20 protein-coding genes are annotated in these 26259 nt (G+C 74.1%); 9 read left to right on the forward strand and 11 right to left on the reverse strand.

The genetic code is table 11. The features are described from left to right. Positions 1–68: 68 nt before the first annotated feature. Both valS and soxR read right to left on the reverse strand, forming a co-directional pair. Complete coding sequence (valS, locus tag CG736_RS07360; RefSeq protein WP_100585348.1) at positions 69–2621, reverse strand: valine--tRNA ligase; 2553 nt, start codon at positions 2619–2621, stop codon at positions 69–71. 120 nt (positions 2622–2741) lie between these two features. Continuing rightward, positions 2742–3206 (reverse strand): redox-sensitive transcriptional activator SoxR, encoded by a 465-nt coding sequence (soxR, locus tag CG736_RS07365; RefSeq protein ID WP_100585349.1) that lies wholly within the window; start codon positions 3204–3206, stop codon positions 2742–2744. A 96-nt stretch (positions 3207–3302) separates the two neighbouring features. Here soxR and fdxA point away from each other — a divergent pair, with 96 nt between their 5' ends. Next, positions 3303–3626 carry a ferredoxin gene (gene fdxA, locus CG736_RS07370; RefSeq protein ID WP_100585350.1) on the forward strand — a complete coding sequence of 108 codons (324 nt, stop codon included), beginning with the start codon at positions 3303–3305 and terminating at the stop codon, positions 3624–3626. A gap of 141 nt (positions 3627–3767) precedes the next feature. On the opposite strand, the gene CG736_RS07375 is transcribed toward fdxA, so the two are convergent. Together CG736_RS07375 and CG736_RS07380 are read right to left on the reverse strand one after the other, a co-directional pair. Beyond that, on the reverse strand, positions 3768–4715 hold the full coding sequence (locus CG736_RS07375; protein ID WP_100585351.1) for a PQQ-binding-like beta-propeller repeat protein: 948 nt from the start codon (positions 4713–4715) through the stop codon (positions 3768–3770). Between the two features lie 79 nt (positions 4716–4794). Further along, positions 4795–5412, reverse strand: a complete 618-nt coding sequence (locus CG736_RS07380; RefSeq protein WP_100585352.1) for a helix-turn-helix domain-containing protein — start codon at positions 5410–5412, stop codon at positions 4795–4797. Positions 5413–5552: 140 nt separating this feature from the next. On the opposite strand from CG736_RS07380, the gene CG736_RS07385 reads away from it, so the two are divergent. Continuing rightward, positions 5553–6542, forward strand: a complete 990-nt coding sequence (locus CG736_RS07385) for an alpha/beta fold hydrolase (protein ID WP_100585353.1) — start codon at positions 5553–5555, stop codon at positions 6540–6542. 4 nt (positions 6543–6546) lie between these two features. On the opposite strand, the gene lanL is transcribed toward CG736_RS07385, so the two are convergent. The 5 genes from lanL to xylA all read right to left on the reverse strand — a co-directional run bounded on the left by lanL (position 6547) and on the right by xylA (position 13813). Next, entirely contained in the window at positions 6547–9069 is a 2523-nt protein-coding gene (lanL, locus tag CG736_RS07390; RefSeq protein WP_100585354.1) for a class IV lanthionine synthetase LanL, read from the reverse strand. 2 nt (positions 9070–9071) lie between these two features. Further along, positions 9072–9233, reverse strand: a complete 162-nt coding sequence (locus tag CG736_RS36975; RefSeq protein WP_198520389.1) for an SflA family class IV lanthipeptide — start codon at positions 9231–9233, stop codon at positions 9072–9074. A gap of 199 nt (positions 9234–9432) precedes the next feature. Then, a complete protein-coding gene (locus CG736_RS07395; RefSeq protein ID WP_100585355.1) occupies positions 9433–11679 on the reverse strand; it encodes an MMPL family transporter in 2247 nt (748 codons plus the stop codon). Positions 11680–11840: 161 nt separating this feature from the next. Then, a complete protein-coding gene (locus CG736_RS07400) occupies positions 11841–12332 on the reverse strand; it encodes a tyrosine protein phosphatase (RefSeq protein ID WP_100585356.1) in 492 nt (163 codons plus the stop codon). Positions 12333–12646: 314 nt separating this feature from the next. After that, a complete protein-coding gene (gene xylA / locus CG736_RS07405) occupies positions 12647–13813 on the reverse strand; it encodes a xylose isomerase (RefSeq protein WP_100585357.1) in 1167 nt (388 codons plus the stop codon). A 419-nt stretch (positions 13814–14232) separates the two neighbouring features. Between xylA and CG736_RS07410 the strand changes: the two genes are divergently transcribed. Together CG736_RS07410 and CG736_RS07415 are read left to right on the forward strand one after the other, a co-directional pair. Beyond that, positions 14233–15759: an FGGY family carbohydrate kinase gene (locus CG736_RS07410; protein ID WP_100585358.1), complete on the forward strand. Its 1527-nt coding sequence runs from the start codon at positions 14233–14235 to the stop codon at positions 15757–15759. 61 nt (positions 15760–15820) lie between these two features. Further along, positions 15821–17065 (forward strand): ROK family transcriptional regulator, encoded by a 1245-nt coding sequence (locus CG736_RS07415; protein WP_232733855.1) that lies wholly within the window; start codon positions 15821–15823, stop codon positions 17063–17065. Positions 17066–17211: 146 nt separating this feature from the next. Here the strand turns inward: CG736_RS07415 and CG736_RS36015 are convergent, their stop codons facing one another. Continuing rightward, positions 17212–18483: an LPXTG cell wall anchor domain-containing protein gene (locus tag CG736_RS36015; RefSeq protein ID WP_157815460.1), complete on the reverse strand. Its 1272-nt coding sequence runs from the start codon at positions 18481–18483 to the stop codon at positions 17212–17214. Positions 18484–18704: 221 nt separating this feature from the next. Next, positions 18705–19754: a LacI family DNA-binding transcriptional regulator gene (locus CG736_RS07425; RefSeq protein WP_100585360.1), complete on the reverse strand. Its 1050-nt coding sequence runs from the start codon at positions 19752–19754 to the stop codon at positions 18705–18707. Between the two features lie 290 nt (positions 19755–20044). On the opposite strand from CG736_RS07425, the gene CG736_RS07430 reads away from it, so the two are divergent. From CG736_RS07430 to CG736_RS07450, 5 genes are read left to right on the forward strand one after another with little or no spacing between them, the layout of a single operon-like run. Then, positions 20045–21316, forward strand: a complete 1272-nt coding sequence (locus CG736_RS07430) for an extracellular solute-binding protein (protein WP_100585361.1) — start codon at positions 20045–20047, stop codon at positions 21314–21316. Positions 21317–21318: 2 nt separating this feature from the next. Continuing rightward, positions 21319–22290, forward strand: coding sequence for a carbohydrate ABC transporter permease (locus tag CG736_RS07435; RefSeq protein WP_100585362.1), 972 nt, complete (start codon positions 21319–21321; stop codon positions 22288–22290). A 4-nt stretch (positions 22291–22294) separates the two neighbouring features. Next, positions 22295–23155: a carbohydrate ABC transporter permease gene (locus CG736_RS07440; RefSeq protein ID WP_232733856.1), complete on the forward strand. Its 861-nt coding sequence runs from the start codon at positions 22295–22297 to the stop codon at positions 23153–23155. A gap of 51 nt (positions 23156–23206) precedes the next feature. Continuing rightward, positions 23207–25612, forward strand: coding sequence for a glycoside hydrolase family 3 N-terminal domain-containing protein (locus CG736_RS07445; RefSeq protein ID WP_100585363.1), 2406 nt, complete (start codon positions 23207–23209; stop codon positions 25610–25612). A 4-nt stretch (positions 25613–25616) separates the two neighbouring features. Continuing rightward, positions 25617–26258 carry a hypothetical protein gene (locus CG736_RS07450; RefSeq protein WP_100585364.1) on the forward strand — a complete coding sequence of 214 codons (642 nt, stop codon included), beginning with the start codon at positions 25617–25619 and terminating at the stop codon, positions 26256–26258. Position 26259 lies beyond the last annotated feature (1 nt).

Consider the following 26259-nt stretch of genomic DNA (forward strand, 5'->3'; position numbering starts at 1 on the left):
GACGACGGCAGAAGAAGACGGCGGTGGCCGCTCCGTTCGGAGCCGCCACCGCCGTTGATCGGTCGGTGCTACAGGACGATTTCGTACCCGAGGTCCTCGGTCTCGGCCGGTTCGAGGATCAGCTCGCCGACCCGGCCCGCGGAGCACACGTCCGGCGCGACCTGCCGCAGCGCGTCCAGCAGGTCCGCCGGGCCCCGAGCGGTGACCTTGGCCACCTGCGCCCGCATCGACAGCTGTGCGCCGCTCTTCGCCCGGCGCACCGCCGTGATGGCGCCGCCCGCGACGTCGAGCAGGGCGGCGTCACCGCCGCGGAGCTCGGCCGACGCCTCGGCCGGCCACGGGGCGCGGTGCACGGAACCGTCCTGCCACCAGCTCCACGCCTCCTCCGTCGCGAACGGGAGGTACGGCGCGAGCAGCCGGAGCAGCACCGACAGGGCGTACGACAGCGTGGCCCGGGCCGAGGCCGCGCCCGGGTCGTCGCCCTCCCCGTAGGCGCGGTTCTTCACCAGCTCGACGTAGTCGTCGCAGAAGACCCAGAAGCACCGCTCGGTGACCTCCAGCGCGCGGGCGTAGTCGTAGCCCTCCAGCAGCGCCGTCGCCTCGCCGGTGACCTGGTCGAGCCGGGCGAGCAGGGCCCGGTCGAGGGGCTCGGTCACGGCGGCCCGCGCACCGGTGTCGAGCCCGAGCCCGAGGACGAACTTCGTCGCGTTGAGGATCTTGATCGCCAGGCGGCGGCCGATCTTCATCTGCGCGACCTCGAAGGCGGTGTCCGTGCCCGGCCGGGCCGACACCGCCCAGTACCGCACCGCGTCCGAGCCGTGCTGGTCGAGCAGGTCCAGCGGGGTGACCACGTTCCCCTTCGACTTGGACATCTTCTTGCGGTCCGGGTCGAGGATCCAGCCGCTGATCGCGGCGTTGCGCCACGGCAGTTCATCGTGCTCCAGCTCGGCGCGGACCACGGTGGAGAACAGCCAGGTCCGGATGATCTCGTGCGCCTGCGGGCGCAGGTCCATCGGGAAGACGCGCCGGAACAGGTCGTCGTCGAAGCCCCAGCCGCCGGCGATCTGCGGGGTCAGTGAGGAGGTCGCCCAGGTGTCCATCACGTCCGGGTCGCCGGTGAAGCCGCCGGGGGCGTCGCGCCGGTCGGCGGTGAACCCCGGCGGGACGTCGCTGGTCGGGTCGACCGGCAGCGTCTCCTCCGGCGGCAGGATCAGCTCGTCCGTCGCGTTGCCCGCTGCGTCGCAGCGGTACCAGATCGGGACGGGCACGCCGAAGTACCGCTGACGGCTGATCAGCCAGTCGCCCGCGAGGCCCTCGACCCACGCCTGGTAGCGGCCGTGCATGTGCTCCGGGTGCCAGGCCAGCTCCCGGCCGCGGGCCAGCAGCCGCTCGCGCAGCTCGGCGTCCCGGCCGCCGTTGCGCAGGTACCACTGGCGGCTGGTGACGATCTCCAGGGGCTTGTCGCCCTTCTCGTAGAACTTCACCATGTGGTTGAAGTGCCGCGGCTCGCCCACCAACGAGCCCTCGGCGCGCAGCAGTTCGAGGATCCGCTCGCGCGCCGTGTGCGGGGTCGCACCGGCCAGCGCCCGGTACGCCGCCGAGGCCTGCTCGCCGTCCAGCCCGGCCGGGGCGTCCGGCAGGAAGCGGCCGTCGCGGCCGAGGACGCTGCGGGTCGGCAGGTCGAGCTCGCGCCACCACACCACGTCGGTGGTGTCGCCGAAGGTGCACACCATCACCAGGCCGGTGCCCTTCTCCGGGTCGGCCAGGCGGTGCGCGAGCACCGGCACCTCGACGCCGAAGAGCGGTGTGGTCACCGAAGTCCCGAACAGCGCCCGGTACCGCTCGTCCTCCGGGTGCGCGACGACGGCCACGCACGCCGGGAGCAGCTCGGGCCGGGTGGTCGCGATCTCCAGCGGCTCTGCGGACCCGTCGCGACGGAACAGCAGGTGGTGGTAGGCGCTCGGCCGCTCCCGATCCTCCAGCTCGGCCTGGGCGACCGCCGTCCGGAAGGTGACGTCCCACAGGGTCGGCGCCTCCGCCCGGTAGGCCTCGCCGCGCGCGAGATTGCGCAGGAACATCCGCTGCGACACCGCCCGGGCGTTGCCGCCGATCGTCTGGTAGGTGCGCCCCCAGTCCACCGAGAGCCCCAGCCGGCGCCACAGGCTCTCGAAGACCTTCTCGTCCTCGACCGTCAGCCGCTCGCAGAGCTCGATGAAGTTCCGCCGGGAGACCGGGAGTTGCTGCTTGCCCGGGGTCTCCGGCGGGGTGAAGTCCGGCTCGTACGGGAGCGACGGCTCGCACCGCACCCCGAAGTAGTTCTGCACCCGCCGCTCGGTGGGCAGCCCGTTGTCGTCCCACCCCATCGGGTAGAAGACCTGCTTGCCCCGCATCCGCTGGAAGCGGGCGATCGCGTCCGTCTGCGTGTAGCTGAACACGTGGCCGACGTGCAGCGAGCCGCTGACCGTGGGCGGCGGGGTGTCGATCGAGTACACCTGTTCACGCGGCGCGGAACGGTCGAATACGTGCACACCCTGCTCGTCCCAGAAGGGGGCCCACTTGGCCTCGAGGCCGTCGAGAGTGGGCTTGTCGGGCACGCCCGGGCGAGGAGAGGTGTTGGTCATGCCAGCAGATGGTAACCGCTCGCTCCGCCGGACAACCAACGCATAATCGGCGCGCCCTGACCCATCGTCAACGCTCCCCGGCCAGGTGGGCGGCACCGCCCCGCGGAGGCTGCCCCGGCCTCACAGCCGGCGGGGTCCGACGCCGTCCTCGGCGAGTGCGTCGCCCGGGTTCAGCAGGGCGCAGGCCTTCATGGAGAGGCAGCCGCAGCCGATGCACCCCGTGAGTTCGGCTTCGAGGCGCTCGATGGTCCGGCGGCGTTCCTCCAGTTGCCGCATCCAGCCGCGGGAGGCGCGCTGCCACTCGTGGTGGCTCGGCGGGCGGTCGAGGGGGACGTCGGCGAACGCCTCGCGGAGGTCCTGCAGGGGGATGCCGATGCGCTTCGCCACCGAGATCAGGGCGATCCGGCGCAGCATGTGGCGCGGGTAGCGGCGCTGGTTGCGGGCGTCGCGTTCGGAGGCGATCAGGCCGAGCTCCTCGTAGAACCGCAGCGCGGACACGGCAGCCCCGGTGCGCGCGCTGACCTCTCCGATGCCCAGCCAGTCGTCCGGGGCGGCTCCGGTGTCGTCGTGTGCGTAGCCCGTCATGGACCGCCCTTCCATTGACCTCAACATTACTTGAGGTCATACGGTCGGCAGCGCCGGAGCGGCAATCAACGGAGACCCGGAAAGGAGGGCGGCCGGATGACGTTCGTCATCGCCCTGCCCTGTGTGGACGTCAAGGACAAGGCCTGCGTCGACGAGTGCCCGATCGACTGCATCTACGAGGGGCCGCGAATGCTCTACGTCAACACCGACGAGTGCATCGACTGCGGCGCGTGCGAGCCGGTGTGCCCCGTCGAGGCGATCTACTACGAGGACGACGTCCCGGCGGAATGGCAGCAGTTCACCACCGCGAACGTCGAGTTCTCCGCCGACCTCGGCACCCCGGGCGGCAGCGCGCGGCTCGGCCCGATCGGCCACGACCACCCGGTCGTGGCGGCGCTGCCGGTGCAGGACGGCGTCTGATCGCCTCGCCGGGAGCGCCCGGACGACAGGCCCTGCCGGGAACCGGGCGGACTTGAGGGTCCGCCGGTCGGAGCCCGGGGCCTGGCCGACACCGCTAGGTGTGGCTCCCGGCGCCCTTGGCCGAGACGGTCCGATGGCTCGTCAGAGACGGTACGCCCGAACGCTGTTGCGGGTGACGGTGAGCAGGCGGCCGCCGCCGAGGTCGTGGACGGCCGCGATGCGGATGCCGAGGCGAGTGGTGGCGCCGTCCGGGTGGAGGAGGGTGCCGGCCTGGGTGACGACGGTGGCCGGCGGAACGACGCCGTGGGCGAGGGGGTGGCGGGCGTCGATCCGGTGGACGACCGTGCCGTCGGCCGGGTCCACGGCGACGGCGCAGTCGGGCCGGTGGCCGCGGAGCCACAGCAGGCCCTGGGCGAGCAGGGGTGGCTCGTAGTGCAGCGGGGCGTCGTGGGTGAGCAGCAACTTCGCGCGGGGGGAATCGCGTTGGAGGAGCGCGACGCCGGAGGTCCCGCAGCGGACGGCGCAGCGGTCGCCGTCGACGGCGGTGAACAGGTCCTGGAAGTCCGTGTCCGGCAGGGGCTCGGGCAGCTGCCAGGACTGCTGCTCCCGGCCGGTGAGCGGGTCGATCAGCCAGGCCCTGGTCCCGTTGCCGAGCAGGAACCCGCCGGCCCAGGCCACCGGACGGTGAGTGAGGACGGGGTTCGGGAGTTGCCGGCGAAGTCGGCCGTCCGCGAGGTCGAAGGCCCGTTGAGCGGTGTAGCCGCGCCAACCTCCGGCCAGGGCAACCCCGTTGGCGACCGCGAGATGCCGAGTCCAGGGCGGCAGTTCGGCCCGCCAGTGGGCGGCGCCCGTGGAGCGGGACAGGCAGTGCAGCGCCCCGCCCGGCGAGAGCACCAGGACGCGCGGCCCGACGACCAGCAGTGCGTCCGGCCAATGCCCCACCCGGGCCTCCCACTTGAGGGCTCCGTCGGCCGGATCGAGGCAGACCAGGCGGGTGCGCTCGTGCACCAGGACCGATTCGTCCGTGACCGCCACTTTCGTCGCCGCACCGCGCTGGTGCAGCACCCGCTCCCACAACTCCGTTGCCATCTCGGCTTCCTGACACTCGGCCGACCCTGCGTCGGCGTGCGCCCGGCGGCGAACCGGACAGGATACGCCATCGCTGACGTCAGGACCTCGGGGCTCGGTGGCCGAGGGCCGGGGTGCGCGGTCGGGGGCGCTCTCCCTGCGGCCCGAACATGATCAGGTATTCGACCGGTCCGTCGGGCCCGGCGTTCGCGACCCCGTGGGCGGTGCGGGTGTCGAACTCGGCCACCTCGCCGGCGCTCAGGACGAGGTCCTGCTCGCCGAGGGCCAGCCACAGCCGCCCGTACAGGACGCACAGCCACTCGTGGCCGTCGTGGGAGCTCTGCCGGGGCCGCGCCGGCGGTGCGTCGAGCGCGGGCAGGACGTGCTTGTGGGCGTGCAGACCCCCCACGTACGGGGTCAGCGGCAGCACCACCTTGTCGTCGCCGGCGCGCTGCCGCGGCGGGATGCGCGGTGCGGCCGCGGCGGTGGGCGCGGTGCCGGCCAGCTCGTCCAGGGAGGCGCCGTACACCTTCGCGAGCTGCAGCAGCACCTCCAGGGTCGGCTTGCGCCGACCGGTCTCGATCCGCGACAGCGTGCTCATCGAGATGCCGGTCGCGCGGCTGACGCCGGTGAGCGTGGCGCCGCGCTGCTCCCGTGCGGCCCGCAGCCGAGGGCCCATGGCCGCCAGCGTCTCGGCCGTGCCGTCGTCCATCGTCATCGCTGCGCTCCCTCCGGCCGTGTCGTTGCCACCGCCCTGTCCTGCAAGCTTGCCAGAATGGCAAGAGTGTTCGCGTCGGGCGGTCGCCGCGTCGGAAGATCGGCGGACCACCGCGGCCGCCCGTGAACCGAGGAGAAGCCATGCACCAGCCCGCGCCGTCCGCCGACCTGCGCCACCGCACCATCGAGGCGCCCGCCGGGCGCCTGCACCTGGTCGAGCAGGGCGCCGGACCACTGGTCCTGCTCGTCCACGGCTTCCCCGAGTCCTGGTACTCCTGGCGCCGCCAGCTCCCGGCCCTCGCGGCGGCGGGGTACCGGGCCGTGGCGCTCGACGTGCGCGGCTATGGCCGCTCCTCGAAGCCGGCGGGGACGGACGCCTACCGGATGCTCGATCTGGTCGCGGACAACGTCGCCCTGGTGCGCGCCCTGGGCGAGGAGACGGCGGTGGTCGTCGGGCACGACTGGGGAGCCAACATCGCGGCGACCTCCGCACTGCTCCACCCCGAGCTCTTCCGCGCCGTCGGACTGCTGAGCGTCCCCTACGCGCCGCCCGGCGGCCCCCGCCCCACCGACGTCTTCGCGCGGATGGGCGGCGACCAGGAGTTCTACGTCTCGTACTTCCAGGAGCCCGGCCGGGCCGAAGCGGAGGTGGAGCCGGACGTCCGGGGCTGGCTCGCGGGCTTCTACGCGGCCATGTCCGCCGACACCATGCCCGCCGACGGCGCGCCGGACCCGCACTTCGTGGCCCGCGCCGGCGGCCGACTGCGCGACCGCTTCCCCGACGGCCGGCTGCCCGCCTGGCTGACCGAGGACGATCTCGACGTGTACGCCGGGGAGTTCGAGCGCACGGGCATGACCGGGGCCCTCAACCGCTACCGCGCCATGGACCGCGACTGGGAGGACCTCGCCCCGTACGCCGGCGCTCCGATCGAGCAGCCGTCCCTGTTCGTCGGCGGCGCCCTGGACGCCTCCACGACCTGGCTGGCCGAGGCGATCGAGGCCTTCCCGGCCACCCTCCCCGGCCTGACCGCCGCTCATGTCCTGGACGGCTGCGGGCACTGGATCCAGCAGGAGCGCCCCGACGAGGTGAACCACCTGCTGACCTCCTGGCTCGCGTCCCTCCCCGGCTGAATCGTCAGCCGCCGAGCAGGTCCCAACTCCCTTGGCGCCGACTCTCGTTCCGACGGCCCTCGCCCTCCGTTCCGGTGAGGTCGGCGAGGCGGCGGAGGAAGGCGAGCACTCCGGCGGTGCCGGTCGCGTAGGGGAAGGCGGGGCCGGTGAGGCCGGGGTCGGGGAAGACGGGGCGGGACGGGGGGCCGGCGGCGCGGGTGCGGAGGAGGGCGGCGACGGTGCCGGCGGCCGCCCGGAACTCCTCGGCGGCGGGCGCGAGTTCGAGTATCAGCGTGCCGACGCCGGCCAGGCCGCAGCAGTGGGTGACCAGGGGCATCCGCGGGGCGATGGCCAGGCAGGTGCGGGCGGACTGTTCGGCGAGGGTGCGGCACCCGGGGTCGTCGAGCCGGTCGGCGGCGCGGGCCAGCACCGTGCCGATGCCGGCCAGGCCGCGGCACCAGGAGCCGTAACGGCGGGTGGCCGCAGGGTGGTTGGCGGCGGCGATGATCGCGGGGGTGGCGGCGGCGAGCTCGGCGCAGGCGCGGTGCGCGTGCTCCAGCGCGGCCGGGTCGCCGGTGGTGCGGGCGTACTCGAGGAGGAAGTACGCGACCCCGGCGTCGCCGTGGGCGAGTCCCTGGGCCAGGGCGGCGTCCCCCGGGCGCGGCGCGTCGGTGGGGGTGAGGCGGGCGCGGCCGGTGGTGAGTTGCTCGTGGCAGGCGGTGGCGACGGCGAGGTGCCGGTCGTCGTGGCGGGCGAGGAGCAGGTGGCCGAGGCCGATGCCCGCGACGCCGTCGATCAGGTCGGCCTCCGGCGGGTCGCCGTCCGGGCCCCGGGTCGGGAGGGCGATCGTGGTGTCGGGAGGGAGTCCGGCGGCGGTGAGGAAGAGGTCGACGCCCGTCCGGCCGGAGTACAACCCCGCCGGCAGCGTGCGGTTCTGGCGCGAGGTCCAGTCGGCGAGCGCGGTGACGGCGTCGCGGACGCCCGGGCGGTCGAGGTGCTGGAGGAGTTCCAGGCCGAGGCCCGCGCTGCCGCTGTAGAGGTCGATCGGCGTCGGGACGGCCGCGCGGGCGGCGAGCTCGGGGTCGGCGATCCGCCGGGCCTCGGCGACGCAGTACGCCGTGGTGTGGTCGAGGATCTCGGCGAGCAGGTCGGCGGAGAGGCACGGGTCGGAGCGGATCAACTTCGGTGCGGACGAAGAAGGTTGGCTGGGGGTGCGGAGGCGGTCCGCGCCCGCCGTGCGGACCGTCGGCGCGAGGTCCGTCAACTGGCCGACGAGCGTGCGGACCTGGCGGTGCGCCGGGCCGGGCAGAGCGAACTCCAGGGCGGCGAGGGTACGTTCGCGGTTGACGGCGTCGTCGGGGTCGAGGATCACCGGGTCCATGCCGGTGGCCGCGAAGTACAGCGTCATGCCCAACCCGTAGTAGTCGTCGGCGGGTTCGGGCGCGACGCCGGGCCGGACGACGGGGTCGCTGTAGCCGGGCGTCGACCCGGCGGGGCCGGTGCCGCGGACGGCGCTGGTGCCGAAGTCGATCAGCCGGGGGCGCCCGTCGGGGGCGAGCACCACGTTGTTGGGCTTCAGGTCGCGGACGACCACGCCGCGACGGTGGACGCCGTCCAGGATCCGGAGCAGCTCGCGGGCCAGCGGAAGCAGGCTGCGCGGGCCCGACTCGGCCTCGGCGTAGGGGCCGTGGGTGTGGACGTCGCGGCGCAGGTCGCGGTCGCCGCAGCTGGTCATCACCAGGTACTCGTCGTCGCGGTGCCGGAAGTAGTCGAGCTCGCGCGGCACCCCGGGCGTGTCGGCCAGCAGGGCGAGGACGGCCCGCTCGTGGCGCAGGCGGTCGCGGGTGTCGGCGCCGTGCTCGTCCTCGGCGACGTACGCCCGGGCCTGCTTGACCACCACGGGGGCGCCGGTGGTCCGGTCGAGGGCCCGGTAGACGTTGCCCTGCGGCTTGCGGGTGATGCCGCCGGTGACGCGGTAGCGGCCGCCGCCGAAACCGGGGTCGGCGCCGGAGGGCGGCGGCGCGAACGGGTCCTCGGCCCAGGGCGGGCAGCGGTACGCGGTGCCGGCCAGGCCGTCGAAGACGCGGCCGTCCGGGCCGGTCATCACGGACTCCAGGCGTCCGCTGCGGCCGGTGCGGTAGTCGCCGGTGAACGGGCCGTACCGGTAGTACACCGGGGCGTCCGGGTCGAGGCGGCGGTCGCTGACGATCTGCGGGCCCCGGTGACCGCGCAGCGCGGTGACCAACGCGTGGGCCAGCGGCCGGAGTTCGTCCGGCGCGGGGTAGATCGTGAACGCCTTGCCGACCGAAGCGGCGTTCTTGGTACCGGAGTTGAGGGCGCGCAGGGTGGCCGGGTCGCGGGCCCACTTGGCGTGGCAGACGTGCTGCTCCAGCAGCGGCAGGACGACGGCGTGGACGGCGTCCAGGGTGCCGGGGCGGGCGGAGACGTGGAGCTTCCATCCGTGCTCCATCGCCGGCATCCGCGGATCGTGCTGGTACGACCAGATCTCGTCGGACCAGGCGCGGCGGCCGGCGATGGGCGCGGTCACCGTCAGCGGTCGCAGGCGATGCGGGTGGTGGCGGTGACCCACGGGTCGGCCAGGCAGGCCGTCGGGTCGTGGTCGGCGCGGTCGTCGTCCTCGAAGACGAGGATCTCGTCGTCGACCAGCAGCGGACCGGCGTCGCGAATCTCGGTGAGGGTGGCAACGGGCATGTGACGCCTCCAGGTTGTGGTGTCTCCGGCGTTGCTCCGCGGCTCGGGTGAACGCCGTGGACGGTTCCGGCCCGGTGGGGCTGGAGTCCTGGAGGATGAAGGTAGGGAGCATTGGTGCACCTGACAAGAGGGTGGGACACGCCGAGTTCACAGTTCGCACACAAGTGGGACGTGTGCGCTCGGATTCGGCGACGCGCGATCAACTCCCCTCGGCGGGTGCGGCGCCGGTGCCTTCGGTGTCGATGTGCGGGAGCACCCGGTCCATCCACCGGGGCGTCCACCAGGCGGCGCCGCCGAGCAGCGTCATCGCGGCGGGGACCATCAGCAGCCGCACCACCGTCGCGTCGATCAGCACGCTGACGGCCAGGCCGAGGCCCATCATCTTGATCACCACGTTGTCGCTGACGATGAACGCCGCGAACACGCTCACCATGATCAGCGCCGCGCAGCCGATCACCCGGGCCGTGGTCTCCAGCGCGTGCGCCACCGAGCCCCGGCTGTCGCCGGTGAGCAGCCAGCGCTCGTGCACCCGGGACAGCAGGAACACCTCGTAGTCCATCGAGAGTCCGAACACGATCGCGAACATCATCATCGGGACGTAGCTCTCGATCGGGACCTTGCCCGCCACGCCCAGCGCCGGCCCGCCCCAGCCCCACTGGAACACCGCGACCAGCACCCCGTACGAGGCGGCGATCGACACCAGGTTGAGGACCGCCGCCTTCAACGCGACCAGCGGCGCCCGGAAGACCAGCAGGATGATCAGGAAGGCGAGGGCGACGACCACGGCGATGATCGGCAGCAGCCGGCTCGCCACCAGATCGAGGAAGTCCACCTGCGCGGCCGTGGTGCCGGTGACGTACGTGGCCGCCGACGTCCCCCGGGCGGCGTCCGGCAGCACCGTGTCCGTCAGGTGGCCCACCAGGTCGGTGGTCGCCCGGTCCTGCGGGACCTGCGCCGGAGTGACGGTGGTGAACAGCACGTCGCCGTCGCCGCTGGTCTGCAACGGCGCGGTGCTCGCCGTGTTCGGGACGTTCGTCAGCGCCTGCTGCACGGAGGACGCGAGCGCGGGACGGTCCGCGGCCGGGACCGTCGTCTGGTCGACCACCACCGTCAGCGGCCCGTTGGAGCCCGGCCCGAACGCGGCCGACATCAGGTCGAACGCCCGCCGGTCGGTGAACGACACCGGATCCGCCCCGTCGTCGATGTGGCCCAGCTGGATCGACGGCAGCGGCACCGCCAGGACCGCCACCGTCGCCAGCCCCGCCGCCAGGTACCACCACGGGCGGTGCTCGACCCGCCGCGCGTAGCGGTGCCACATGCCGGTCGCCGACGCCTCGTCCGCCCCGGTGCCCTCCGCGACCGGCGTGCGCACGGTGAAACGATCCATCCGGCGGCCGATCAGGCCCATCATTGCTGGCAGCAGCGTCAGCGCGCCGCACACCGCCGTCACCACGGTGACGCCCGCGGCGAGGCCCAGCTTCGCCATGAAGGCGATGCCCGACACCGACAGGCCCGCCAGCGCGATCACCACCGTGCAGCCGGAGATCAGCACCGCCCGCCCGCTGGTCGCCACCGCGTGGCCGGCGGCCGTCGGCGGGTCCGCGCCGTCCATCAGGTTCTGCCGGTGACGGGTCAACAGGAACAGTGCGTAGTCGATGCCGACGCCCAGTCCGATCATCGTGGCCAGCGTCGGCGCGACCGTCGCGAACGTGGTCAGCACCGCGAGCAGACCGAGCAGCCCCAGCCCCACCACCACCGCGACCAGGGCGCTGACCAGCGGCAGCCCCGCCGCGATCACGCTGCCGAACCCGACCAGCAGCACCAGCACCGCCACCGCGAACCCGATCAGCTCGCTCACCCGGTCGTCCGGCGCCGGCCGTGCCAACTCGCCCAGCGGCCCGCCGTACTCGACCTGCACCCCCGCCTGCCGCAGCGGCGCCACCGCGGCGTCCACCTGCGGCAGGTAGTCGCTGCCGAAGGTGGACGGATTGGCGTCGAACCGGACCGTGATGTACGCCGTACGCCCGTCCGAGGAGAGCGGGCCGCCGGGCTGTGCGCTCTGCCCCGGCGGGGGCAGCGGGTCCTGCGCGGACAGCACATGCGGCAGGTGCTGCAGGGACGTCACGGCCTGGTTCACCTGGGACTGGAAGTCCGTCAGCGGCTGGTCGTCGTGCAGCACCACCTGCGCGCTCGTCCCGCCCGCGGACGGTTCGTGGGCCTGGAGCACGTCGCGGCCGTGCTGCGACTGCGAACCGGGCAGTGAGAAATCGTCCGAGTACGTACCGCCGACGGTCCGGTTGGCCGCCTGCACGCCCGCCAGCACCAGCAGCCACCCGACGATCACCACCACCGGGTGCCGGGCGCACCAGCCGCCCACCCGCCACAGCAGCCCCCGGCGCGGTGCCGCCGGAGGGTGCTCGGACCGGTTCGATGCGGACGAGGACATCAACCCTCCCATCGGCCCACCGTCACCACGCACAGTGACCGGGGGTCCCACGGTAGGCGGGCCCGGGTCCGGCGCGGGCGCGCGTGTGCCGCGACACGGACGGACCACCCGAACGCCGAGATCGGCGGCCGACCGGAGGGGGCGTCAGACCGGAGGGGGCGTCAGACCGCGGGGGAGTGGAGGGCGTCGGTCCAGGCGCGCTGCTCGGCGGTGTCCGGGACGGGCAGGCCGCGGGCGTGGGCCAGGCGCTCCCACGCGGTGTCGGCGTCCATGCCGTCCAGGATCAGGACGGAGACCGCGAGCAGCGAGGACCGGCCGATACCGGCCCGGCAGTGGAACACCAGCTGCCCGCCGGCCCGCAGTCGGCCGGTCAACTCGTCGAGTTTGGGCCGCACTTGGGTGTGCGAAGGGGTGGTGTAGTCCGGTATCGGCAGGCTGTGGAAGCGCAGCCCGGCGGCGACGGCGAGCTCCGGCTCCGCGGTCAGTCCGAGCTCGGCGCACTCCGCCGAGGTCAGGGCGCTGACCAGGTCGGTGACACCGGCGGCGGCGAGCGCGGCCAGCTCGTCCGGCAGCCAGTCGCCGCCGCGCGGCCGGGCCATGGTGCTCAGGCGGCCCGGGCCGGGCCGCTCGACGGTGAACAGGGTGGGGCGCATGCGGAAGCGGACCTCTCCGGTCGATGGGGTGCGGTGCGCCGCTGCGTCGGAACGGACCGGGACTGCCGCTCGACGGCGGGCAGGCGATATGTCATCGGGCCGGGAACAGTGCGTCGGGCGCGCGGGGCTCCGGCCCTTCGGCGCGCCGGGGCGGTATCCACCTGCTGCGGCTCGCGCAATGCTGCCAGAAACCTCCCGTCGAGCGCCAGCAGCGGCCGCGCCACCGCGATCGGCGTCGGCAGCGGCCGCGACCGGGTCGACCGCCGGCGGCCGCCGCCACCGCGACCGGGTCGACCGCAGTGGGCGCAGCGGGTTCAGCGGGCCCCGAGGAGGTGTTCCAGGGCGAGCTGGTCGAGCTGCTCGAACGCCATGCCGCGCTCGGCGGCGGCGGTGACGTCGAAGTCCTCGAACGCGGTGGGGTCCGCGAGCAGGGCGGCCAGGCCGTCCGCAGCGGTGGGCTCCGCGAGCCGGTCGAGCCGGGCGGCGCGCAGCGCGGCCTGCACCTCGGGGTCGGCGCGGAACGCCCGGGCGCGCTCCTTCAGCAGCAGGTAGTTGTGCATGCAACCGGCCGCGGAGGCCCACACGCCGTCGAAGTCCTCGGTGCGCGACGGCTTGAAGTCGAAGTGGCGCGGGCCCTGGTAGCCGGCCGACTCCAGCAGGTCGACCAGCCAGAACGCCTGGTGCAGGTCGCCCGCGCCGAACCGGAGGTCCTGGTCGTACTTGATGCCGGACTGGCCGTTCAGGTCGATGTGGAACAGCTTGCCCGCCCAGAGCGCCTGCGCGATGCCGTGCGGGAAGTTGAGGCCCGCCATCTGCTCGTGCCCGACCTCCGGATTCACGCCGACCAGTTCGGGACGCTCCAGTCGCTCGATGAACGCCAGCGCGTGGCCGATGGTCGGCAGCAGGATGTCGCCGCGGGGCTCGTTCGGCTTCGGCTCGATCGCGAAGCGCAGGTCGTAGCCCTGCCCGACGACGTACTCGCCGAGCAGGTCGAACGCCTCCTTCAGCCGGTCCAGCGCGGTGCGGACCTCCTTCGACGCGCCGTGCTCCGCGCCCTCGCGGCCGCCCCACGCGACGTAGACGTCGGCGCCCAGCTCGACGGCCAGATCGATGTTGCGAATGGTCTTGCGCAGCGCGAAGCGGCGCACGTCGCGGTCGTTGGCGGTGAACGCACCGTCCTTGAACACCGGGTGGGTGAACAGGTTGGTGGTGGCCATCGGCACCCGCAGGCCGGTGGACTCCAGGGCGGCCGCGAACCGCTTGACGACCGCCGCGCGCTCGGCGTCCGAGGAGCCGAACGGAATCAGGTCGTCGTCGTGGAACGTCACGCCGTACGCGCCCAGCGACGCCAGCCGCTCCACCGTCTCGACCGGGTCCAGCGCCCGCCGGGTGGCGTCGCCGAACGGGTCGCGGCCCTGCCAGCCGACCGTCCACAGGCCGAAGGTGAACTTGTCGGCGGGGGTGGGGGTGAGTCGGCTCATCGGGCACTCCAAACGCTGGGGATCGACCGCGGCGGATCGACCGGGAACGACGCGAGTCTATTCGTCAGGCCGGAAGACAAATTAATATGGGTCGGCCCGCGGGGGAAGCCCCCGCGCGGAACCGGTCAGGCAGGACGTGCTCAGGCAGGACGCGCTCGGACGGGACGTGCTCGGACGGGACGTGCTCGGGCAGGACGTGCTCGGACGGGACGTGCTCGGACGGGACGTGCTCGGGCAGGACGTGCTCGGACGGGACGTGCTCGGACGGGACGTGCTCGGGCAGAGCGCATCCGGGCAGAGCGCATCCGGGCAGGGCCTGCCGGGCAGGGCCTGCCGGGCCGGGCGCGCTCGGGCCGGGCCCGTCTGGGCAGGACAGGTTCGGGCAGGACACGTTCGGAAGAGACAGGAGTGGCGAGCCCATGGCACACCCGCAGGTGGTGATCGGCGTCGACAGCTCGACCCAGTCCACCAAGGCGCTGGCCGTCGACACCGGCACCGGACGCGTCCTCGGCGAAGGCCGCGCCGCGCACCGGGTCGACTCCCGGCACGGACAGGAGAGCGACCCCGAGCAGTGGTGGGACGCCCTCAACACCGCCGTCGCCGCCACCGGTTGGGCCGACCGCGCCCAGGCGCTGGCGATCGGCGGACAGCAGCACGGACTGGTCACCCTGGACGCCGCCAGCTGCCCCGTCCGGCCCGCGCTGCTCTGGAACGACGTCCGCTCCGCACCCCAGGCGGCCGAACTGGTACGGGAGTTCGGCGCGCAGTGGTGGGCCGCCGAACTCGGCAGCGTCCCCGGCGCGTCCTTCACCGCCGCCAAATGGGCCTGGCTGCGCGCCCACGAACCCGCGAACGCCGACCGCACCGCCGCCGTCCGACTCCCGCACGACTACCTCACCGAACGCCTCACCGGGCACGCCGTCACCGACCGCGGCGACGCCTCCGGCACCGGCTGGTGGACCCCCGCCGGCCCGCACCCCGCCGTCCTCGCCCGGATCGGACTCGACCCCGCCCTGCTCCCCGCCGTCGCTCCCACCGGCACCCCTGCCGGCCAGGCCCGGGCCGGCGGACCACTGCGCCCCGGCACCCCGATCGCCACCGGCACCGGCGACAACATGGCCGCCGCCCTCGGACTCGGCCTCACCGCCGGCACCCCCGTGCTCAGCCTCGGCACCTCCGGCACCGTCTACACCGTCGCCCGCACCCGCCCCGCCGACCCGAGCGGCACCGTCGCCGGCTTCGCCGACGCCCTCGACAACTGGCTGCCCCTCGCCTGCACTCTCAACTGCACGCTCGCCGTGGACCGGATCGCCACCCTGCTCGGCCGCGACCGGGAAGCCGTCGAACCCGACGGCACCGCCGTCCTGCTGCCCTACCTCGACGGCGAACGCACCCCCGCCCTCCCGCACGCCAGCGGACTGCTGCACGGCCTGCGCCACGACACCACCGCCGGCCAACTCCTCCAGGCCGCCTACGACGGCGCCGCGTACTCCCTGCTCGCCGCCCTCGACGACGTCCTCGCCGTCGACCGGCCCGCCGGCAGCTCCGACACCGCCGGCGCCACCCGCACTGCCGGCACCACCGGCACTGTCGGCAGCTCCGACACCGCCGGTGCCACCCGCACTGCCGGCAGCACCGACACCCCCGACCCCGCGCAGCCGCTGCTGCTGATCGGCGGCGGCGCCCGGGGCCCGGCCTGGCAGCACACGGTGCGCAGGCTCTCCGGCCGCCCCGTCCAACTGCCCGCCGCCCGCGAACTCGTGGCCCTCGGCGCCGCCGCCCAGGCCGCCGCGCTGCTCACCGGCGAACCCGCCGACGCCGTCGCCCGCCGCTGGGGCACCGCCGACGGGCCGGTGCTGCCCGCGCTCGAACGCGACGACGCGGCGCTCGAACGGATCGCGACTACCATTTCGCAGACGGCGGCCCTGCAGGGCGGCGGCCGGTAGCAGCGGACGGCGAACAGACCCGGACTCGGCACGGGCGGCAGTGGAGCGGAGACCGATCGACGTGGCAGCGGACGGGCAGCAGCCGGCCGACAGCGCACCCGCACCGCGGCGCGGCCCCGCCTCCCAGCAGGACATGCGGCGGCAGAACCTCGCCCTGGTGATGCGCACCGTCGTCGCCGCGAACCCGCTGTCGCGCGCCGACGTGGCCGGCCGGACCGGACTGACCCGCACCGCCGTGTCCAGCCTGGTCGACGAACTCATCGGCGGCGGACTGCTGGTGGAGGGCGAACTCGCCCGCAGCGGCCGGGTCGGCCGACCCGGCCGGGCCCTCGTCCTCCCCGACAGCGGACCGGCCGGGCTCGGCCTGGAGGTCGGCGTCGAGCACCTCGGCGCCTGCGTCCTCGACCTGCGCGGCGACGTCCGGGTCGAACTCCACCGTCCCGCCCCGAACGCCGCGCGCTCCGCCGAGCAGACCCTCACCGAACTCGCCCGACTCGCCGCGCAGGCCGAGGCGGAGGCCGTCGCCCTCGGGCTGCGGGTGGTCGGCCGGGTGCTCGCCGTGCCCGGCAGCGTGCGCGTCCCGCTCGACGGCCCCGGCCGCTACCTGGAACACGCCCCGAACCTCGGCTGGCACCACCTCGACCTCCCCACCGCGTGGCCCGGCCCGGGCACCGCCCCCGCGATCGAGAACGAGGCCAACCTCGGCGCGCTGGCCGAACTCCGACAGGGCGTCGGCTCCGGCACCTTCGTCCACATCTCGGCCGGCGAGGGCATCGGCGGCGCGCTCGTCCTCGACGGACGCCTGTTCCGCGGCGTCCAGGGCTTCGCCGGCGAACTCGGCCACCTCACCGTCCGCCCCGACGGCCGCCCCTGCTCCTGTGGTGCCCGCGGCTGCCTCGAACCGTACGCCGGTCTCGCCGCTGTGTTGCGCACGGCTGAGCTGACGATCCATCACTCTGCGGACGCTGTCGGCGAGTTGGTCGTCCGGGCGGAGGCCGGCGACCCCGCCGTGCTGCGCGCCCTGCGGCACGCCGGGACCGCCCTCGGCACCGCGCTCGCCGCCGCCGTCCATCTGATCGACCCGACCACCCTGGTGCTCGGCGGTGCCTACGCGGACCTCGCGCGCTGGTTGCTGCCCCCCATGCGGACCGAACTCGCCGCGCTGATCCGCGTCCGCCCGTGGCCCGAAGACGCCCTCCGCGCCTCCCCGTTGGGCCGCCGCGGCCCCGTCCTCGGCGCGGCCCTGACCACCGTCCGCCGCCTCCACACCGACCCCGCGTCGCTCTGGCAGCCGGACACGGTCTGAGCCCGACGCCCGGCGTCGCACTGACCACCGTTTGCCGGCGGCCCCGCTGCGCGAGGCCCGACACGGGCCCGGCGGGGCGACGGTCCCGAATCCGGGTACCGGCGCCCCGCCGGGCGGGACGTGAACTCCGTTGCGAGCGAAGGCTCTCAGCTGTGCGCGCCCTTGCGGCGACGCAGCACCAGGGCGCCGCCCGCGCCGATCAGCGCCAGGCCGGCCACGGTGGTGCCGAGGACATCCGCGCCGGTGAAGGCCAGGCTGTCGCCCTGCTGGCCGGTGGCGGCGGGCGTGCCGACGCCCGTTCCGTCCGAGCCTGGGGCGGTCGGGCCGGGCGTGCCCGAGGGTATGCCGGAGGGGTTGGCGCTGCCGCTCGGAGACCCGGACGGGGACTGCGAGGGGCTGCCGGAGGGAGACCCGGACGGGGATTCCGACGGGGACTCGGACGGGGACTGGGAGGGGCCGTCGGACGGGCTCGTCGACGGTGCGGGGCTGGTGCTCGGGGCGGGGGATTCGGACGGGTCCTGGGAGGGCGAGCCGCTCGGGGACGGCGACTCGGCGGGGCTCTCGCTCGGGCCGGCCGACGGCGACGGGCTGTCGGTCGGGCTGTCGGTGGGGCTGTCGGAGGGCGAGGGGCTCTCGGCCGGGCTCTCCGTGGGGCTTTCCGAGGGCGTCGGGCTGCTGCTCGGCGCCGGGGACTCGGACGGCTCCGGCGTCGGCGAGCTGCTCGCGGACGGCTCCGGCGAGGGGGAGGCGCTCGGGGACGGCGACTCGGTGGGGCTCTCGCTCGGGCTCTCCGAGGGCGAAGCGGACGGGCTCGCGCTCTCCGAGGGTGAAGCGGACGGGTTCGGGCTCTCCGAGGGCGAATCGGAGGGACTCGGGCTCGCCGACGGCGACGGGGAGGGGCTCGGACTTGCCGAGGGCGACGGGCTCGGGCTGGCCGACGGTGAGGGACTGGGGGAGCCCGAGGGGGTGGGGCCGGTCTGGGTCGCGGGGCAGGTGTCGCCGAGGTTGAAGTTGAGCTTGTTGACGTCGCCGCCGCGGACTTCGGCGACCGCCGAGGTGAGCTTGGCGCCCTTGGCCGAGCCGACGTAGGCGTGCTTGCCGCTCGGCGGGCCGAAGTCGGTGACGACCTGGCGGCCGCCCGGTTCGAAGGTCACGGTGAGGGTGACGAACTCGGTGCTGTTGCCGGAGAGGACGAAGTGCCAGCCGTCCTGCGTCTTCGGGACGGTGTTGCAGGTGCTGTGGCCGTTGAACCCGGCCGCGGTGAGCGGCAGGTCCTTGGCCTGGTGCAGGTTCACGGTGTAGGTGCTGCCGCTCGCCGCGAAGGCCGTGTAGACGGCGGGCGCGGAGATCAGACCGACGGCGGCCGTGACGGCGGCGGCGCGGAAGGCTCTGGGGTGGCGCATGGGCAACTCACTCACTGGCGCATGGGATCGGAGACACGCCACGGAAGGTCCGAGGCGGCACCAATTTCTCCACACTGTTCACACAAGTCAACTCACGTACCAGGCGCAATGGTTGGCTATGTGGTGAGTTGTCGGGAATCACCCTCGTGCAACGATTCGGCCAATCGACCCAAGGTGGTGTCACGTTGACTCCCCGTCAGTGACCGGGGGGCGGAGTGCCGGTGGCCGGGCGGGCGTCAACGGGTCGGCAGGGGCAGGGAGTCGGCCGGCGGCGGGGCAGTGGAGGCGCGGACGACCAGGCTGGTGGCGAGGTCGACGCGGGTGGCGGCGGGGTGTTCGCCGCGGCCGAGTTCGACGGCCAGGCGGGCGGCGGTCTCGGCCATCTCCACCAGCGGCTGCCGGACGGTGGTCAGCGGCGGGCCGACCCAGCGGGCCAGCGGCAGGTCGTCGAAGCCGACCACCGAGAGGTCCTGTGGCACCCGTAGGCCGAGTTCGCGGGCGGCCTCGTAGACGCCGAGCGCCTGCAGGTCGTTGCCGGCGAAGATCGCGGTGGGCCGGTCGTCGCGGGTCAGCAGGGCGCGGGCGGCGGCGTACCCGGCCTCGTGGTGGAAGTCGCCCTCGTGGATCAGCTCCGGGTCGACCGGCAGCCGGGCGGTCTCCAGCGCGGTGCGGTAGCCGTCCACCCTGGCTCGGCTGCACATCATGCCGGACGGGCCGGAGATCACGGCGATCCGGCGGTGCCCGAGGTCGAGCAGGTGTCGGGTGGCGGCGAGGCCGCCCTGCCAGTTGCCGGTGCCGACGGCGGGCACTCCGTCGGCGGGGTCGCCGGCCGGGTCGAGCACCACGAACGGGATGTCGCGGCTGGTGAGTTGGTCGCGCTGGGCGGCGTCCAGGTCGGACAGCACGAGCACCACCCCGGCGGGGCGGCGGGCGAGGACGCCGTCCACCCAGGTCTGGCCGGGGGTGAGCCGGCCCGCGGACTCGGAGAGCACGATGCTCAGCCCCTCGTCCCTGGCGACGTTCTCCACGCCGCGGATCACCTCCACCGCCCAGGCGCTGTCGAGTTGATGGAAGACCAGGTCGAGCAGCCGGGACGGCGGCGCGGTGGTGCGGCGGCGCCGGTAGCCGGTGCGGCGCAGGATCTCCTCGACCTTGGCGCGGGTGGCGGGGGCGACGTCGGTCCGTCCGTTCAGGACTTTCGAAACTGTCGGCGCCGAGACGCCGGCCGCCCGGGCGATCTCCGACAGCGTCGGCGCGGGGTCGGGTTCGAGTTCAGCGGCGCTCATGGCACGGATAGTAGCGCCCGCGGCCCGCCCGGCAAGGTGGTGTGCGAACGGCGGTCCGGTTCGGTCGGAGGCCTTGACTCGCCCGCGCGGCCGCCGTAGCTTCCTCGCAACATTCGAACAGCCAGCGAAACATTCGAATCGTTCGATCGTGCCGCCTCGCGCCGCCCCGCGACGGCACCTCTCGCAGCTCAGCACTGTCGCGCCACCTTCGGCCCCACTGAGTCCCGGCGCCACCCGTGTCACCGGTCCCGAAACTTTCGAGCCGCTCCCCGCCCCAGGAGGCCCGCACCATGTTCGTCCGCAGACGCCTGCCCGTCGCCGCGTCGGCCGCCGCCGTCGCGCTCACCCTGCTCACCGCCTGCGGCAGCGGCGGTTCCGGGTCCGGAAGCGGCGCGCTGACCTGGTGGCACAACGGCACCCAGGACCCGCTGAGGACCGTCTGGGCCCACGCGGCCGCCAACTACCAGCAGGCCCACGCCGGTTCGAAACTCGACGTGGTGCCGATCCAGAACGAGCAGTTCCCCACCAAGGTCCCGCTGGCCCTGCAGTCCGACAACCCACCGGACGTCTACTTCAACCAGGGCGGCGGCCTGCTCGCCACCCAGGCGCAGTCCGGCCGGGTCGCCGACCTGACCTCGCTCACCGCCGACTGGATCAAGGACCTCGGGCCCGCCGCCCAGGGCTGGGCCGCCGACGGCAAGCAGCTCGGCGTCCCCTACGACTCGCACGTGGTCGGGTTCTGGTACCGCAAGGACCTGTTCGCCAACGCCGGCATCACTCAACCTCCCGCCACCATGGACGAGTTGAAGGCCGACATCGGCAAGCTGAAGGCCGCCGGCAGCACCCCGATCGCGCTCGGCGGCAAGGACCGCTGGCCGGACGCCTTCTACTACGACTACTTCGCCGTCCGCGAGTGCGCCGTCGACACCCTCAAGTCCTCGGTGAAAGCGGCCAGGTTCACCGACCCGTGCTTCACCAGCGCCGGTCAGGACGTGCTCGATCTGATCGCCCTGAAGCCGTTCCAGGAGGGCTTCAACGGCACTCCCGCCCAGCAGGGCAGCGGCAGTTCGGCCGGGATGGTGGCCGCCGGGCAGGCCGCGATGGAACTCCAGGGCGACTGGAACCCCAGCGTCATGCAGGGCCTGGCCGCCGACCCGTCCTACCGGGGCCGGTTGGGCTGGTTCCCGTTCCCGGCGGTCGCCGGTGCGGCCGGCGACCCGAGCGTGGCGCTGGGCGGCGGCGACGGCTTCTCGTGCACCGTGAAGCGGGCCGCCGACTGCGCGCAGCTGCTCAAGTACCTGACCAGCGCCGAGGTGCAGACCGAACTGGTCGACTCGGGCGCCGCCACCATCCCGGTCAACCCGGCGGCCGTCGCCGCCGTCAAGGACCCCGTGGTCAAGCAGATCTTCGACTACAACGCCCGGGCGAGCTACGTCCAGGTGTACTTCGACGTCGCGCTGCCCACCGCCGTCGGGCAGGCCCTCAACGACGCGGCCGCGGACCTGTTCGCCGGCAAGGGCGACGCCGGTTCGGTGGCCCGCGCGGTGAACGCGGCGGGGTGAGGATGAGCACCGTCGAGGAGCGGGCCGCCACCCCGGCCCGCTCCGCCACCCCGTCGCGGGGCTCCGTCCGACGGCGCACCGGCCGCCGCACCCGGGCCGAACTCGCCCTGCTGCTCGGCCCCGCGCTCACCCTGTTCGCGCTGTTCGTGCTGGTGTCGATCGCCGCCGCCGTCTACTACAGCTTCTTCGACTGGAACGGCTTCGGCCCGCCCAGCAGGCTCGTCGGACTCGCCAACTACCGCAAGGCGCTGGCCGATCCGGTGTTCCGGGGTGCCGTCCGGCACAACCTGGTGTTCGCCGTGCTGTCGGTGGCGGTCCAACTGCCGCTCACCGTCGCCCTCGCGCTGCTGCTCAACGGCCGACTGCGCGGCCGGGCCCTGCTGCGGCTGGTCGCCTTCACCCCGTACGTGCTGTCCGAGGCGATCACCGCCGTCGCCTGGCTGGTGCTGCTCCAGCCCGGCGGGGCCGTCGACCGGGGGCTCCGCTCGGTCGGCCTCGACTCGCTGGTGCACCAGTGGCTGGCCGACCCCGACCTGGTGCTGTACACCCTGTTCGCGGTCTCCACCTGGAAGTACCTCGGCTTCGGCATCATCCTGTTCCTCGCCGGACTCCAGGGCGTGCCAACGGAGTTGCGCGAGGCCGCCGCCCTGGACGGCGCGTCCGCCTGGCAGACCACCCGCAAGGTGGTGCTGCCGCTGCTCGGCCCGACCGTCCGGATCTGGATCTTCCTCTCGGTGATCGGCTCGCTGCAACTCTTCGAGCTGGTCTGGATCATGACGCTCGGCGGCCCCGCCGGCTCCTCCGCGACCATGGCCACCTACGTCATCGACCGCGGCTTCCGCCGCTACCAGTTCGGCTACGGCAGCGCCGTCGCGGTGGTGCTGTTCGCCGTCTGCTTCGTCTTCGCGCTCGCCTACCAGCGGTTCGCGCTGCGCCGCGACACCGGCGGCGCGCTCACCGGAAGGGTGGACTGATCCCGTGACCGCACCGCCCGCCGCGCGGCGGCAACCGATCATCACCGCACGGCAGTTGACGCTGCCCGGCCGGTACCTGGCGGCCCTGCTGGTGGCCGGGGTGACGCTCGTTCCGATCGCCTTCGTGGTGCTCGGCGGCTTCCGCACCAACGCGCAGCTGAACGCCGACCCGACCGGGCTGCCGAGCCCCTGGGTGCTGGACAACTACCGTTCCGTGCTGGCGTCTTCGGTGTTCTGGCGGCTGATGGGCAACAGCGCCCTGATCGCCGTCACCGCCACCGCGCTCACCTGCGGTCTCGGCGCGGCGGCCGGGTACGCGCTGGCCCGCTACCGGTTCCGCGGTCGAGAGGGCGTCTACACGCTGTTCACCGCGGGCCTGCTGTTCCCGCTCGGGGTGGCCTCGCTGCCGGTGTACCTGCTGCTGCGCCAACTCCACCTGCTGGAGAGCTGGTTCGGCGTCGCGCTGGCCGAGGCGGCGTTCGGACTGCCGGTGACGGTGGTGATCCTGCGGCCGTTCATGGCCGCGATCCCGGGGGAGTTGGAGGACGCCGCCGCCGTCGACGGCTGCGGGCGGCTCGGCTTCCTGTGGCGGATCATGCTGCCGCTGGCCCGGCCCGCCCTGGTCACCGTCGCCGTGCTCGCCTTCCTCGGCTCCTGGAACGCCTACCAACTGCCGATGCTGGTCTTCAACCAGCAGGCGCACTTCACCCTGCCGCTCGGCGTCGCCGCCTTCCAGTCCCAGTACTCGCAGGACACCGCCGGGATCCTCGCCTACACCGCCCTGTCGATGCTGCCCGCGCTCGGCTTCTTCGTGTTCGCCGAGCGCCGCATCGTCGGCGGCATGGCCGGCGCCGTCAAAGGCTGAGCGGCCCGCCCGATCGTCCACCACCCCGCAGCGGAAGGACCCAGCCGTCCGATGACGACCCACCCCGCACCGGCCGCCGACGATCCGCGCCCGGCCGGACCCTGGCGCGACCCCGCGCAGGACCCGCACGTCCGGGTCGCGGACCTGATGGCCCGGATGACCCTGGAGGAGAAGACCGCCCAGCTGTACGGCGTGTGGGTCGGCGCCGACACGGGCGGCGACGGCGTCGCCCCGCACCAGAACGAAATGTGCGACCCGGTCGACCTGAAAGCGCTTTCCGCGCACGGTCTCGGCCAGCTCACCCGCCCGTTCGGCACCGCCCCCGTCGACCCCGCCGTCGGCGCCCTCGCACTGGCCCGCGCCCAGCAGCAGCTCACCGCCGCCGGCCGGTTCGGCATCCCCGCCGTCGCCCACGAGGAGTGCCTGGCCGGCTTCACCGCCTGGGGCGCCACCGCCTACCCCGTGCCGCTCGCCTGGGGCGCCACCTTCGACCCGGAGCTGATCGCCGAGATGGCCCACCGGATCGGCCGCGACCTGCGCTCGGTCGGCATCCACCAGGGCCTCGCCCCCGTCCTCGACGTGGCCCGCGACCTGCGCTGGGGACGCGTCGAGGAGACCATCGGCGAAGACCCCTACCTGGTCTCCACCATCGGCACCGCCTACGTCCGCGGACTGCGCTCCGCCGGCCTCGTCGCCACCCTCAAGCACTTCGTCGGCTACTCCGCCTCCGCCGGCGCCCGCAACCTCGCCCCCGTCCGGGTCGGGGCCCGCGAACTCGGCGACGTCCTGCTGCCCCCGTTCGAAATGGCCCTGCACGAAGGCGGCGCCGACTCCGTCATGCACTCCTACACCGAGATCGACGGCCTGCCGGTCGCCGCCGACCCCGCCCTGCTCACCGAACTGCTCCGCGACACCTGGCAGTTCACCGGCACCGTGGTCGCCGACTACTTCGCCGTCGGCTTCCTGGAGACCCTGCACCGGGTCGCCGCCGACCGCGCCGACTCCGCCCGGCTCGCCCTCACCGCCGGTGTGGACGTCGAACTGCCCACCGTCCGCGCCTATGGCGACACCCTGGTCGAAGCCGTCCGCGACGGACGGATCCCCGAACGGCTGGTCGACCGGGCGCTGCACCGCGTCCTGCTGCAGAAGTGCCGACTCGGCCTGCTCGACCCCGACTGGAGCCCGCTGCCGCCCGCCCTGCCCGCCGGCTGCGGCGCCGACACCGCGCCCGAGGACGTCCGCGGCGGCATCGACCTCGACCCGCCCGGCAACCGGGCGCTCGCCCGCCGGATCGCCGAACAGTCCGTCGTCCTGCTCACCAACCCGGCCGGCGCCCTACCGATCGCCCCCGGCGCCCGCCGGATCGCCGTCGTCGGACCGCGCGCCCACGACCCGCTCGCGATGCTCGGCTGCTACTCCTTCCCCAGCCACGTCGGCGCCCACCACCCCGATATCCCGCTCGGCCTCGACATCCCCACCGTCCTCGACGCCCTGCGCGACCGACTGCCCGGCGCCGCACTGGAGTTCGCGCCCGGCTGCCCGGTCGACGGCACCGACACCGCGGGCTTCGCGGACGCCGTCCGGGCCGCCGCCGGAGCCGAACTCTGCCTGGCCGTCCTCGGCGACCGGGCCGGACTGTTCGGACGCGGCACCTCCGGCGAGGGCTGCGACGCCCCCGACCTCCGACTCCCCGGCGTCCAGGGCGACCTGCTCGACGCGCTGCTCGCCACCGGCACCCCCGTGGTGCTGGTGCTGCTCACCGGCCGCCCGTACGCGCTCGGCCGCTGGCACGGACGCTGCGCCGCCGCCGTGCAGGCGTTCTTCCCCGGGGAGGAGGGCGGACCGGCGCTGGCCGCCGTCCTCACCGGCGACGTCGACCCGTCCGGCCGACTGCCCGTCAGCATCCCGCGCGAGCCCGGCGGCCAGCCCTGGACGTACCTCCAGCCCCCGCTCGGCCTGGCCAACGGCGTCAGCAGCCTCGACCCGACGCCGCTGCACCCGTTCGGCCACGGTCTGTCCTACACCCGCTTCGAGTGGACGCCCGGGCCCGATCCGCTGCCCCGACTCGCCACCGACGCGGGCACGGACGTGCAGCTCACCGTCCGCAACAGCGGCGGGCGCGCCGGCATCGAGACCGTCCAGCTCTACCTGCACGACCCGGTCGCCCGCACCACCCGGCCCGACGCCCGGCTGATCGGCTACGCGCGGGTGCCGCTCGGGCCCGGCGAGAGCCGCCGGGTGCGGTTCCGGTTCCACGCCGACCTCGCCTCCTGCACCGGCCCCGACGGGCGCCGGACCGTGGAGCCCGGCGAGATCCGGCTGCGGCTGGCCGCCTCCAGCGCCGACGTCCGCCACACCGTCCGGCTCGAACTCACCGGCCCGGAGCGGGAACTGGACCACCGGCGGCGGATGAGCTGCCCGGTGGCCGTCGAAGGACCGCGCAACCGGCACACTTGACCCCATGAGTGCACTCACCCACGCCGCCGACGCCGACGGGTCGACCGCCGCCCCGACCACGCGCGGAAGCGCCCGGCCGCCGCTCACCGACGTCCGGCGGGCCGAGCTGCTGGACTCGCTCAACGCGGCCGTCCGGCACCCCGAACTCCTCGGCGGCACCGCGGCCGTGGTCGAGCTGCTGAACACCCTGGCCGCCGCCGACCCGGACAGCGGGCTCGGCACCGCCTGGATCCCGGACACCGCCTCCCGCACGATCAGCACGCTGCTGCGCGGCAGCTTCGGGGAGGCCGACGCGGCACTGGTCGCCTCCCAGTACGGCGAGGACGCCCACCGGCGGGGCTGGCTGCGGCTGGACCGCGCACTGGGCGAGGAGGAACTCGGGCAGCTGCTCGACCGGGTCCTGGACTGGTCCGAGGACCGGCGCCGACTGGCGGACGTGCTGGCCGAGTTCGGCGAGCCCTCGGTGGTGTACGGGGACCCGGCGCCGGACGCCCCGAAGACCCTCGCCTACACCGGCGAGGACCGGGAGGCCCGGATCGCGGTGTTCCACCTCGGGGCGCACGGCGAGCTGTACGCGGTGCGGATCGGCGAGAGCCTGCTCGGCGACTGGACGCTCACCCCGGCCGGCCAGAAGCTGTTCGTCTGAC

The organism is Kitasatospora sp. CB02891, from assembly GCF_002803145.1.
GTDB lineage: Bacteria > Actinomycetota > Actinomycetes > Streptomycetales > Streptomycetaceae > Kitasatospora > Kitasatospora griseola.

Coding starts and splice junctions, on each gene's coding strand:
- CG736_RS07395 (WP_100585355.1), bottom strand. CDS start 11,679: ATGTCCTCGTCCGCATCGAACCGGTCCGAGCACCCTCCGGCGGCACCG.
- valS (WP_100585348.1), bottom strand. CDS start 2,621: ATGACCAACACCTCTCCTCGCCCGGGCGTGCCCGACAAGCCCACTCTC.
- fdxA (WP_100585350.1), top strand. CDS start 3,303: ATGACGTTCGTCATCGCCCTGCCCTGTGTGGACGTCAAGGACAAGGCC.
- CG736_RS07380 (WP_100585352.1), bottom strand. CDS start 5,412: ATGACGATGGACGACGGCACGGCCGAGACGCTGGCGGCCATGGGCCCT.
- CG736_RS36975 (WP_198520389.1), bottom strand. CDS start 9,233: ATGCCCGTTGCCACCCTCACCGAGATTCGCGACGCCGGTCCGCTGCTG.
- xylA (WP_100585357.1), bottom strand. CDS start 13,813: ATGAGCCGACTCACCCCCACCCCCGCCGACAAGTTCACCTTCGGCCTG.
- CG736_RS07430 (WP_100585361.1), top strand. CDS start 20,045: ATGTTCGTCCGCAGACGCCTGCCCGTCGCCGCGTCGGCCGCCGCCGTC.
- CG736_RS07400 (WP_100585356.1), bottom strand. CDS start 12,332: ATGCGCCCCACCCTGTTCACCGTCGAGCGGCCCGGCCCGGGCCGCCTG.
- CG736_RS07435 (WP_100585362.1), top strand. CDS start 21,319: ATGAGCACCGTCGAGGAGCGGGCCGCCACCCCGGCCCGCTCCGCCACC.
- CG736_RS07385 (WP_100585353.1), top strand. CDS start 5,553: ATGCACCAGCCCGCGCCGTCCGCCGACCTGCGCCACCGCACCATCGAG.
- CG736_RS07425 (WP_100585360.1), bottom strand. CDS start 19,754: ATGAGCGCCGCTGAACTCGAACCCGACCCCGCGCCGACGCTGTCGGAG.
- CG736_RS07375 (WP_100585351.1), bottom strand. CDS start 4,715: ATGGCAACGGAGTTGTGGGAGCGGGTGCTGCACCAGCGCGGTGCGGCG.
- CG736_RS07410 (WP_100585358.1), top strand. CDS start 14,233: ATGGCACACCCGCAGGTGGTGATCGGCGTCGACAGCTCGACCCAGTCC.
- CG736_RS07445 (WP_100585363.1), top strand. CDS start 23,207: ATGACGACCCACCCCGCACCGGCCGCCGACGATCCGCGCCCGGCCGGA.
- CG736_RS07450 (WP_100585364.1), top strand. CDS start 25,617: ATGAGTGCACTCACCCACGCCGCCGACGCCGACGGGTCGACCGCCGCC.
- soxR (WP_100585349.1), bottom strand. CDS start 3,206: ATGACGGGCTACGCACACGACGACACCGGAGCCGCCCCGGACGACTGG.